The 10,313-nt window shown below is 58.8% G+C and carries 9 protein-coding genes; 2 read left to right on the top strand and 7 right to left on the bottom strand.

All coding sequences use genetic code 11. From position 1 onward, the window contains the following. Positions 1-691 precede the first annotated feature (691 nt). From AC1VNY_RS32465 to fdhD, 5 genes are all read right to left on the bottom strand, one after another. A complete protein-coding gene (locus AC1VNY_RS32465) occupies positions 692-922 on the bottom strand; it encodes a DUF6894 family protein (RefSeq protein ID WP_482408232.1) in 231 nt (76 codons plus the stop codon). Between the two features lie 299 nt (positions 923-1,221). Further along, complete coding sequence (locus tag AC1VNY_RS32460; protein ID WP_482408231.1) at positions 1,222-1,392, bottom strand: hypothetical protein; 171 nt, start codon at positions 1,390-1,392, stop codon at positions 1,222-1,224. A gap of 2,666 nt (positions 1,393-4,058) precedes the next feature. After that, positions 4,059-4,250 (bottom strand): hypothetical protein, encoded by a 192-nt coding sequence (locus tag AC1VNY_RS32455; protein WP_482408230.1) that lies wholly within the window; start codon positions 4,248-4,250, stop codon positions 4,059-4,061. Positions 4,251-4,411: 161 nt separating this feature from the next. Then, positions 4,412-4,663, bottom strand: a complete 252-nt coding sequence (locus tag AC1VNY_RS32450; protein ID WP_482408229.1) for a DUF6894 family protein — start codon at positions 4,661-4,663, stop codon at positions 4,412-4,414. Positions 4,664-6,224: 1,561 nt separating this feature from the next. Further along, positions 6,225-7,052 (bottom strand): formate dehydrogenase accessory sulfurtransferase FdhD, encoded by an 828-nt coding sequence (gene fdhD / locus AC1VNY_RS32445; protein ID WP_482408228.1) that lies wholly within the window; start codon positions 7,050-7,052, stop codon positions 6,225-6,227. Positions 7,053-7,161: 109 nt separating this feature from the next. Here fdhD and AC1VNY_RS32440 point away from each other — a divergent pair, with 109 nt between their 5' ends. Then, a complete protein-coding gene (locus AC1VNY_RS32440) occupies positions 7,162-9,486 on the top strand; it encodes an FdhF/YdeP family oxidoreductase (protein WP_482408227.1) in 2,325 nt (774 codons plus the stop codon). A 9-nt stretch (positions 9,487-9,495) separates the two neighbouring features. Beyond that, positions 9,496-9,648 (top strand): hypothetical protein, encoded by a 153-nt coding sequence (locus AC1VNY_RS32435; RefSeq protein ID WP_482408226.1) that lies wholly within the window; start codon positions 9,496-9,498, stop codon positions 9,646-9,648. A 55-nt stretch (positions 9,649-9,703) separates the two neighbouring features. Here the strand turns inward: AC1VNY_RS32435 and AC1VNY_RS32430 are convergent, their stop codons facing one another. Further along, positions 9,704-9,955 (bottom strand): hypothetical protein, encoded by a 252-nt coding sequence (locus AC1VNY_RS32430; RefSeq protein ID WP_482408225.1) that lies wholly within the window; start codon positions 9,953-9,955, stop codon positions 9,704-9,706. An 85-nt stretch (positions 9,956-10,040) separates the two neighbouring features. Further along, on the bottom strand, positions 10,041-10,250 hold the full coding sequence (locus AC1VNY_RS32425) for a hypothetical protein (protein WP_482408224.1): 210 nt from the start codon (positions 10,248-10,250) through the stop codon (positions 10,041-10,043). Between the last annotated feature and the right edge of the window lie 63 nt (positions 10,251-10,313).

Here is a 10,313-nt window from a genome sequence, read left to right as displayed (position 1 = left end):
ATATCTTCGCTTTCATCGAGGGCTTCTACAATCGAACCCGACTCCATTCCGCCATCGGATATATCGCCCCGATCGAAATGGAGCTAAAAGCCGCTTAAACCCGTCCACTTTTTCGGGGGAAGATCAGCCTCCCGCTCAACGCCCGGGCCAAGCGCCTTGGCTTTGGCGCTGGGCCCCTTCATTGGAGGCGATGACGTTCCGCGGATGGGAAAACGGACCGCTCCTTAGGAACGATCCAACGTCGGGAAAATTAGGTAATGGTGGATGCGTTTCCGGCCCCCAAGTTGGCGCATCCACCTCAGTCCCGGCGCTCCTCCCCAGAGCGCTGGGACTTATTTGTTTAAATAGCCGGTTTGAGCCGCCTTTGTGGCGATCCGTCTGGAGATCGGCCTCACGGAGGGCGGCGCTTACGTTCAAGTGCACAGCGCGACCAAGCGATATAAGACTTGGCGGCGCTGGCACTCAAACTGGAAATTGCAATCCTCCAGCGCCGGACATACGCGTTGATGCGCGGAAGGTTGCTAGGGCTGTTTCTCCAACTCGGCGATTTGCTCTTCGATGTCCTTGATTATGTCGACGAGCAAAACTCTCGTGGCGCCGCCAGTGAAGCGTTTGGAAAGCCCGCGATAGCCGCGCGGTTTCCGTTCAAGCTCTTGCCTCGGCTCTCTTGCGATCCATGTCGGCGCGCGCCTTACTGCTTCGGATTGTTCGTCTCAAAAATGATTGCAGCTCTGAAGAGTGGGCCATCTTCGGTTCGCACCTCGATCAAAACATCGGTCCGATTGGGGACCATGTCCTTCACGAGCTCTCCCAAGGTGCGGATAGCTTCCGCTTCCGCGGCCTGTTGGTCGGGCCAGTCGAAGCCCTCATCATCGGGGTAGAGGCCCCGAGCATCTCTAATGTCGAAGAAATAACGCGGCATTTCACGCTTCCATTGCGGCCAGCAATGGACAGCAACAAAACGGTGAAGGAGCCGTTCCTACGTCGGGGAATGAAGCCGAGGGACGCACAGCCATTCGGTCATTGGCGCCAGCTTCTGCTTGCCGGGTTGGTTTCAAGAGCGCTTCCTTCTCGATACCTCCGGCTAGGCGGCGCCTGAGTTCGTAAATCCCGAAGCCGTGCGTCAAGCGAATCCGTGTGGATACCCCGGCGCGAAAGTACCGTGCGACCTTTTTCCCCGTTCAGTTCCATAAGGGAACGCGCGGCAAATCCGTGCGTTTCCTATCTGGATTCTTGCATGGCGCGATGGACCTCATTAGCCAGATTTCGATGATGCGTGGCCAGTCTGGCGAACAGTTCTTTCTTGGCCTTGTTGGTCGCCAGCTTGCTGATCAGCTCACACTCTTCCGCCTCGACGCGAAGCTTTTCCCAATGCGCCTTCAAATCCTTCATCGGTCCCCCGTTGAGGCCTTAACCCGGCTGCGGTGTTTAGAATCGTAAACAGCTTTGGAGAGGAAAGGCCAACGCAAAGTTGCCGTTCCTTCCCGATCCGGAGCTTGGTTCAGCCACTCATAGCCCCGATAACTCCACTGCCAGGTGGATGGAGTCCTACCCCGAACATCGACTAGCCCTTGTTTGGGGCAGGGCTAAACGCGAGCTAGACCACCCTAAATTCCGAAGCGGCCTCGGCCGATTGACTAGGCAAAGTACCTAAGATCGTGGTCGATCCTCTTGGGGAAGGGAGTCCCCGGAGGGACCTGCCAATTTAACTTACCGCATGCGCAGGCATAGACGCGCGCATTCCCATTCCGCTTCGGGTCGAAGACTCTATGATAGAATCTGATTTCCCTCCCGCAGTACGAGCACTCGGGGAAAGCCTCCTCTTTTGCCACGTCGACAGTATCGGCCATTGTCGGAAATCCTTATTCACCTAGGACACTCCGAGTCTGAGAAACTCTTTCCCGCCGAAAAAAAACGTGGGTGACGCTGATCGTCACGTCTCCGTAGGCGTTGGTGGTATGCTACGCAGAATTTAGCAATCGGCGTCGCGCTGGTTAAGAGCGAGCCGGATTGGCAGGTCGCCTGACTTCGGGATGCTTGTCGATGGTCCTTTTCGCTGCAGCGATCGCTTCCTGAGTACTTTGATAGGTCATTGTTCTAATGGTTTGGCCGCTGGCGATCGGCGTGATTTTGACCAAGAATCCGCCGCCGGGTTGCTCGATAATCACCAATCGGTGCGCTAGATATTCTAGTTCGTTCGTCACATCAGTGATCTCGTTCTAGATTTCGAACAAACGAGTAAGACCTGGAAAGTTCCAATGGAAAGGTGGGGCACTCCGGGCCACCAACTCGATCGCGGGTTCACGGCGGAGAACTTGCAATTCCACCAGAACAAAGGATGGCCTTTGATTGCTTGACCAGGGCACAACGCCGCCCGCTTAAAATGCACACGGGCGGCGTTGGCTCTAGCCCCAGGATATAAAGTGCAAAATCCTGACGAGTAGGAAACTACGGAGGTACGTAAACGTTTCTTACCTAGGAAGGGGTAGTGCCCGAGGCTCGACCGATTTCTTGGGTCGGAGCTGGCACAAGCTCGCGGAGCTCTCATCCTGCGCATGAAGGACGATCTCCCGCCAAGATCACGTTCGGCGAGCAGACCGGTGCAATGCGTATCATTGTCTATTGCAGAGACTATAGATGCTCGTGCAACGTCCAGATGGACGCATCAAGGTTGCCGGAGGAAATGCGTCTGCCCGACTCGAGCCGCGGTTCACCTGCACGGTGTGCGGAAAGCGAGGTTCGAACATTCGATCGGTAGACGTGCTGCCAAGGATGGGTACGCGCGGTTGAAGGGGACGCTGCCCAAGCTTGGCCGAAATGGCCCGTGCGGACGACGCGATATCGAGCTGGACCCGTCCGAGTCCGGTATCAGCGACCATGGTGTCTTCACGAACAGGCCGGCACGCAGGATTGGCAAGACGGGAGCATGGGATGAACACCGTCGAAAGCGACCTCGCACGCGTACGGTGTGACGACCGACGCTTGCGGTCGTGCATAGCTTCGAGCCGCTGGATCGGACCTGAATGATCCCAAGAAAAGACGCCGCCGGTATCAGAAATACATGCCCGGCGGCGTTTTCGTCCTGAACTGGGACGCTCAAATCCCCAGCCTCACTTAGACTGCATGGGTTATTCCGGGTGGCGTCGGGCTCTCGGTCTCTCGCTGCTGGTGGACGAGCCGCCGCTCGTGGATGTAGCGTCGAATCCAACCGCCCAGATCGGCGGACCGGCGAAGCTGGGCGTTACGCAAAACCTGGTCGAGATCCTGGAATTGAATACCTGTCTCTTGTTGCATTGCTTTACCCCGGAATTTTTTAGGTGAGTAAGAACGTGGGGAGGGTGGGCGCGGTTTGTTTCACGCTCGCTTCTAGGTGTCGCGAATGATGTTTCGTTCACGCCGAGGTGTTGAGGTGGTTACGACCTTGCCCAGGGTGTAATTCTGACTCTGTGTCCATTAGGGCAGCTAAGATCGCATATCGCCCAGGACGCGAAGGGGGCCGTCGCTGAAAGGATCAGCGCGAGCTACGTTTAACGCGGCTGGGCAAATCGAGGCGGTGAGCTATGGCCCGGCCAACTGAGGCGCCCATACTCCTGCAATTCTCTTAGCATGCGGCTCCGGTGTTCGAGATGCAGCCTTTGGACGTCGTGGAAGTTTCCAAGCAGCTTTCTGGCTTCTGTCGTGTTGTGGCCATGTCGATCAAGCTCGGCAATTAGACGTTCCTGCCGATTAACGCGTTGCTCGCCTTCAATGACGTGCCGCTCTGCCATCCTAAGCCTGGATAGTTGCATTATGCGGTCGATGGGACAGTTTGGCACACTATTGCGCCCAGAGATATCGCGCAGAGCGCGGTCTATGATGACTTGGGCTTGCTCATCACCGTTCTCCTCAGCTACCGATGAAGCGGCTTCAAGGTGATGTTCGATCCAACGGTGAGTAAGGCTTCGCATCGCACTGCCTAACGAGTTCGTGACAGCCCCTCCGTAACCCGGGACACCGCGGTCACACGGATCAGCAAGTTTCGAACTGAGCACGCCCTGAACGGGGCTCCACAACCCGTGTTAAGATTGTGAGTTCTCGTACCAGCTTTCCTCTTGCGGGAAAGGCTCCTGCGTCTTGCGGCCAAGGAACGTGTCAGGTGCCGGGAGGTTCAGCAGCTCGACCGACCGCGCCACGATCTCCCGAACAAGTGCGCTCTGCTTGGTTATCTGGGCTGCTTCACTATGGACGCGATAAACGTGCTGGACCGGCATGGCCTCGCTCCCTTGCTTTTGCAGGCGGGAGCGCTCGCGGTCTCTCAGCCACCGACGCCCACGGGCAGAGCCTTTGGCCGGTGATGGTGGCACAATTCACGTAAGCCACATTCGTTGCTAGGGAGGCGACATTCCAAGCAGAACGTCTGCGGTCGGGGAATTCAGGAAGGCTTGACCCTCTTGGTTTGGAGATCAAAGACCAATTTAACCTGCATGATGGGGCCGGCTTCGTCCCTAACGTCGATGGTCATGTCGTGCGGCTTTGCCGACGTCGAGTGGATCTCATCACGAGCCAAATCCGCTAGCGACTTGGCGGCCTCGGCTTGGGCGGCCTGGACGTTCTGCAGTTCCAGTCCCTCCTCGTCGAGCGCCATTGCCTCTCCGTCGTAGAGATCGAAATAAAAGCGAGGCATCAGGACCTCCTAGACCTGCATTCGATCAAAGCGGGCCCATGGGATGCGTTCCTATTCGCCGCGCCTTAATGCCTTGTCGCGTGCGGAATGGCCGCTATCACTCTACTCCTATCGTCTCGCACGACCACAGCTCGGCCTGTCGCATCTGCCATCTCGCGCGCCATCCTCAACGCGGCGTCTACGTCGGGAAGATCGAGCACCACACGGCTTCTGCCGTTTTGCTTCGCGGATGTTAGTTCGATCGAAGCATCCCGTTGGCTCGCGTCTGCGGGGGAATACTGCCGAATCGATGGTGAGATACCGGACTGTAACCCGCTTTCGTGTTCCTCGTTCGGGAACGGTTCCTGGGTCTTGCGTCCAAGGAATGTATCGGGGATGGGGGTCGCTAGCAGCTTCGCCGAGGCCGATATTCGACCGCGCATGAAAGCGATGCGAGCTTTGACGGCATCGCCGTTTTGGATGCGATGAACAATCGCCATTGACTGATCTTCCGTTCTTGGCCCAGAGCGCGCTGAGTGGTTCACGTTGGGGTCTTGACCCGGGAGCGCGTAGCCATTCGGTCATGCTTGCGCCAGCTTCAGCTTGTCGAGCAAGTTTCAGCAGCGCCTCTCTCGATACCTGGGGCTAGGGCTGCGGCCTGATCGCGCAGACTCTTGGCCCTCGATATGAGGCGGGCTTCAAGCGAATGGGTCTGCTTCACGCGACTCCGCTTCTGCATGGCGCTGGCTCTCCGGTCCAATGGGGCGGAGCGCACGCGCGATCAAACCGATTGCCAAAGGGTTATGGCGCGGCGATGAGCAATCAATTGTGAGGTTGGGGCAAGGTTCCTAAAACCGTCAATTCGGCCGAGATTGGCCGACGGACTTCTCGACCCATCGAGCAGCCAGCTTGGCGAATAGATCTTTCTTACGATCGCCACTTGCTAATTAATCGCACTCTTCCGCCCTGATCCGAAGCTTCTCCAAGTGCGCCTGCATGTCCATCATTGGACATTCTCCCGAGATGGCAGGATCATCTCATAGGGAACTCGCTGAACAATGCACGTTTTCGGGAACCCCGTCAGGGACAACCCGGAAAACACCGGAAAGACGGGGCGGCCCCATTTGCAATCCTCGTTGTTTCAGTACGGATTGTGGAGGGTTCCAATGCCGGCATGGTCCAGGGAGGACGAACAGCGGCTTTTGCGGTTGATCCAGGAAACGGGCCTCACGCAGCGTGAAATTGCGCAGAAGATTGGACGCACAGAGGCTGCGGTCGTTGCTCGGCTGATAGTCATCCGGAAACGAATCGAGGACTCGAACTAGGTCACCAGCTCTGACGCACCTAGGTAAGTGCCGGAACGGTTCTCCAGCGGCTCACTGGACGCATGTTCAGCTTCGATCATATGGATGGCGTCGAGTACGGCCTTCTCAGCTTCGCCGGCATGTCGCTCGTCGTCAGCGTGAGTTGGCCCTTGATCGGCTGAACTCCCTCACTCTCGTGGATGACACGTCAACGTGGCCTCAGCGTTGATCCGCTCGCTGGGGCCGTTTCCGGGACTGGGGACCTCGGGCATTACAGATTACCCGCGAATTGCATCCGGATGGCTGAAGACTTCGAATTCGCATCCACGCGCAACAGCAATTAACGTAATTCCGCACGCCTCGGCCGCACGGACCGCGAACGCCGTCGGAGCCGACATCGCAACGAGCATGGGACAGCTGATCGCGGCGGCCTTTTGTACAAGCTCGATCGAGACGCGACTAGTCAGGACGATCGCGCCTTCGGTGGCGGAGACGTTGGTGGCGGCGAGCGCGCCAGCGAGCTTATCCAAGGCATTGTGACGACCGACATCCTCGCGAATCGCCACCAGTTTGTGATCGGGATGGAAGAATCCGGCCGCATGCGTAGCGCGCGTCGCGCGGTTGAGCGTCTGGGCGTCTGACAATGCGACCAGGACGCTCTCGACTTGCCGAGCTCGAATAGTGATAGACCTCGTCAAGTGGGTCGCCGGACGCGTGGCGTCCGCGAGGCTTTCGATGCCACAAAGGCCGCAGCCGGTCGGACCGACCAAGCGCCGCTGGCGCCGCCTGAAACGTTCTTCGCTAGTGCCGGCGAGCCACATGCGCAGCTCAACGCCTGACGATACTGGAATGATGTCGAGGGACTTCAGGTCGGCGACATTGTCGATGATGCCTTCGGTCAGGCTGAAACCCAGCGCAAGATCCTTGAAGTCAGCGGGAGTCGCCATGACCACGGCGGCCGTGGTGCCGTTGTACACTAACGCGACGGGACACTCCTCTGCGAGAATTCGCTGCGCTTCCAAGCCACCTTGATCTCTCCGCAGCGTCTCGACGGTGGGGTCGGGTAGATGATGAAAGCTGTCGTTGGAGATCGACAATATCTGCATGAGCGCTCCTTGTCAGCACGACGCTCGCGGCGCGCCACGGTTCCTGTTGCGCGAGGAACCTCCGCTTCAACGGTCGGTTTCTGTCAGTACTTGTCGAGCGAGATCAGCCATGAAGCAAAAAGTGACAGTAAAGCCATACGCCGGGCCGGCTGGTGGTTGGGGGTCAGTGAAGGCCGTCGCAGGTATTCTGACCCAAGAGGAGGTTGCGATCCTCGGCAGCGAAATCCTGCTGAAACAGAACAAATCCGATGGATACATGTGTGTCAGCTGCTCATGGGCGAAGCCCGCAAAACCCCGTCCATTTGAGTTCTGCGAGAACGGCGCCAAGGCCACCGCTTGGGAGGTTACGAACAAGACGGTCGAGGCCGAACTCTTTGCAAAGCACACGCTCTCGGAGTTGCGCAGCTGGTCCGATCACGCACTCGAGGAGCAGGGGCGTCTGACGGCGCCGATGCGCTATGATGTGGCGCTGGATAAATATGTTCCGGTGAGCTGGTCGGAGTCGTTCCAGGCGATCGGCCGAGAGCTGAAGGGGCTCGATCCACGGTCCGTGGTGCTGTACACTTCCGGCCGCGCCTCGCTTGAGGCAAGCTACATGTATCAGCTATTTGGCCGGATGTACGGCACCAACAATTTTCCCGACAGCTCGAACATGTGCCATGAGAGCACGTCGGTGGCATTGCCCCCAGTGATCGGCGTGCCGGTCGGCACCGTACGGCTGCCGGATTTCGAGCAGACAGACTGCATCCTGTTTTTTGGTCACAATACGACGACCAATGCCCCGCGGATGCTGCATCCGTTGCAAGAAGCAGCGCAACGGGGCGTCCCGATCATCACCTTCAATCCGTTGCGGGAGCGTGGTCTGGAGCGCTTCACCAACCCGCAGGACCCGATCCAGATGGTAGCGGGCGGCACCCGGATCAGTTCGCAATACCATCAAGTGAGGTTTGGTGGTGACGCCGGAGCCATCATAGGGATCTGCAAGGCCGTGATCGAGGCGGACGACGAGGCGCGGTCAAAGGGGCATGAACGTATTGTCGACGCCGCGTTTATCGAACAGCATACAAGCGGGTTCGACGCTTTCGCGGAATTCTGCCGCGCACAGTCGTGGATTGATCTGGAGCGGACGTCCGGGTTGCATCAGGCAGCGATGTTCCAGGCGGCCAGCACCTACATGGCCGCGGACGCCGTCATCGCGAACTACGGTATGGGCGTGACCCAGCACCGGCACGGCGTCGAAACCGTGAAAATGATCGTCAATCTGCTGCTGTTGCGCGGCAATATCGGCAAGCCCGGCGCCGGGATCTCTCCGATCCGCGGCCATTCCAACGTCCAGGGCCAGCGCACCGTCGGCATTTCCGAGAAGACCAAGTTGGTCCCGCTCGACAAGCTGAAAGAGCTTTACGCATTTGAGCCGCCGCGATGGGACGGCCTGACGACGGTGGACGCCTGCAAAGCAATCCTCAAGGGAGAGGTACGCGCCTTCCTCAGCCTCGGTGGCAATTTTATCCGCTGCATTCCGGAACGATCGCTGATGGAGCCGGCCTGGACCCGGCTTCGGCTATCGGTCCAGATCGCCACCAAGCTGAACCGTACGCATCTCGTCCCTGGAGAAGTGACCTTTCTGCTGCCGTGTCTCGGTCGGATCGAGATAGACCAGCAGGCGAACGGCCCGCAAGCCGTTGCCATGGAGGATTCCACGGCCTGCATTCATGGCTCCAGAGGACAACGCAAGCCGGTAGCGGAACGGCTGTTGTCCGAACCGCGGATCATTGCCGAGATGGCGAAGGCGACGTTGCCGCCGAATCCCAAGCTCGACTGGGACGCCTGGGTCGAGAACTACGCGTTGGTCCGCGACGCGATCGAGCGGACTTATCCGGATCAATTCAAGGATTTCAACAAGCGCATGTTTGAGCCAGGTGGCTTTCCGCGGCCACTTGGCGCTCGCGAGCGGAAATGGAACACGCCGAATGGCAAAGCAAATTTCACGGTGGCGGAAGCCGCTTTCGACCCGCCGCCGGCCGGGGACGGTGTCTTCGAACTCATGACTGCCCGCGCAGATGGTCAGTTCAACACGACGATCTATAACGAGAACGACCGCTTCCGCGGAATCTACGGCAGCCGCGAGGTCGTGCTGATGAACGCCGACGATATGGCCGAATGGGGTCTTGCCCAGGGCGATCTGGTCACGCTGGAGACGGCGGCCGATGACGGTGTCGAACGTCGTCTCCGTGGACTTCAGGTCGTTCCCTATGACGTTCCCCGCGGTGGCATCGTTGGATATTATCCGGAGTGCAACGTCCTCGTTCCGCTCTGGCATTTCGCAAAGGGCAGTAAGGTCCCGGCGGCAAAGTCGGTCCCGGTGCGCATCAGCCGTGATCCGGTGCCCGAATTGACGGACACCCATGAAATCCCGATCACCACGGTCGAGTGAGGAGGCGACATGCCCAAGGAAAACGATCTCGAAGGACAGCAGGATCAGGGCGGCAAGCACGGTGGCCAGAAGGGAATGCCAAAACCGGAGCCCAAGCCGAAGGGTGATCAGCCCGATCTGGTGAAGCGGCAGGGCTCGACGCCTCCGCCGACACAGGAGTGAGGTCGGCAGGATCGCGGCTGGCTGCATCACGCCAATGTGCGCGTCATGAAATCCATCAGGCGGCCACAGCAAAACGCCAAGCCAGAACGGCCCGGCGCCGGCGAAGATCAGGAGCCGTGCGCCGCGATTCCGGAGCTCCATGAAGAACGCCGCGACGATGGCGGCGTTGAGAGCGGTAATCACAATCGCCACCGCGGAATTTGAAGAACCCGAGCGGCGGATAGGCTAGGGTGACGGTCAGCGCGAGCAGCGCAAGCAATGCAAGCCAGGAGACGACGAGCGTCAGTGGTGATCGCCAAGCGGTCATGCACCACTCCGTCCGGGCAGGTAAATCAAGGCAAACAGCACGATCGAGATCACGTCGACAATGTGCCAATAGAGTGCGGCCGAGTTCAATGCGCGCAGACGCGTGCTCGCGGCGCGCGCAGCATGATGGCGAGAGTCGCCAGGACGGCAATGCCGACGATCATGTGGATCGCATGGATCGACGTCGCGAAGAAATAGAAGATGAAGAACAGCTCTGCGCCATGCGCGTGCGGCGTTGCGAAGCTGCTTTTTTTGGCCCCCTCAATTCCCGCGATGGCTATTTTGAGCTTAGTCAACCCGCCGGGTGCTGTGCCGACGGGTTAGCCTTAATCCAGATATCAAAGCGCGCCAGCGTCAGC

Source organism: Bradyrhizobium ferriligni (genome assembly GCF_056837965.1).
This window is presented reverse-complemented; position numbering and strand designations above follow the sequence as displayed.

What these genes read in the sequence shown, in the direction of transcription:
- AC1VNY_RS32465 (WP_482408232.1), bottom strand. Translation starts at nt 922, where the DNA reads ATGCCGCGTTATTTCTTCGACATTAGAGATGCTCGGGGCCTCTACCCC.
- AC1VNY_RS32460 (WP_482408231.1), bottom strand. Translation starts at nt 1,392, where the DNA reads ATGAAGGATTTGAAGGCGCATTGGGAAAAGCTTCGCGTCGAGGCGGAA.
- AC1VNY_RS32455 (WP_482408230.1), bottom strand. Translation starts at nt 4,250, where the DNA reads ATGCCGGTCCAGCACGTTTATCGCGTCCATAGTGAAGCAGCCCAGATA.
- AC1VNY_RS32450 (WP_482408229.1), bottom strand. Translation starts at nt 4,663, where the DNA reads ATGCCTCGCTTTTATTTCGATCTCTACGACGGAGAGGCAATGGCGCTC.
- fdhD (WP_482408228.1), bottom strand. Translation starts at nt 7,052, where the DNA reads ATGCAGATATTGTCGATCTCCAACGACAGCTTTCATCATCTACCCGAC.
- AC1VNY_RS32440 (WP_482408227.1), top strand. Translation starts at nt 7,162, where the DNA reads ATGAAGCAAAAAGTGACAGTAAAGCCATACGCCGGGCCGGCTGGTGGT.
- AC1VNY_RS32435 (WP_482408226.1), top strand. Translation starts at nt 9,496, where the DNA reads ATGCCCAAGGAAAACGATCTCGAAGGACAGCAGGATCAGGGCGGCAAG.
- AC1VNY_RS32430 (WP_482408225.1), bottom strand. Translation starts at nt 9,955, where the DNA reads ATGACCGCTTGGCGATCACCACTGACGCTCGTCGTCTCCTGGCTTGCA.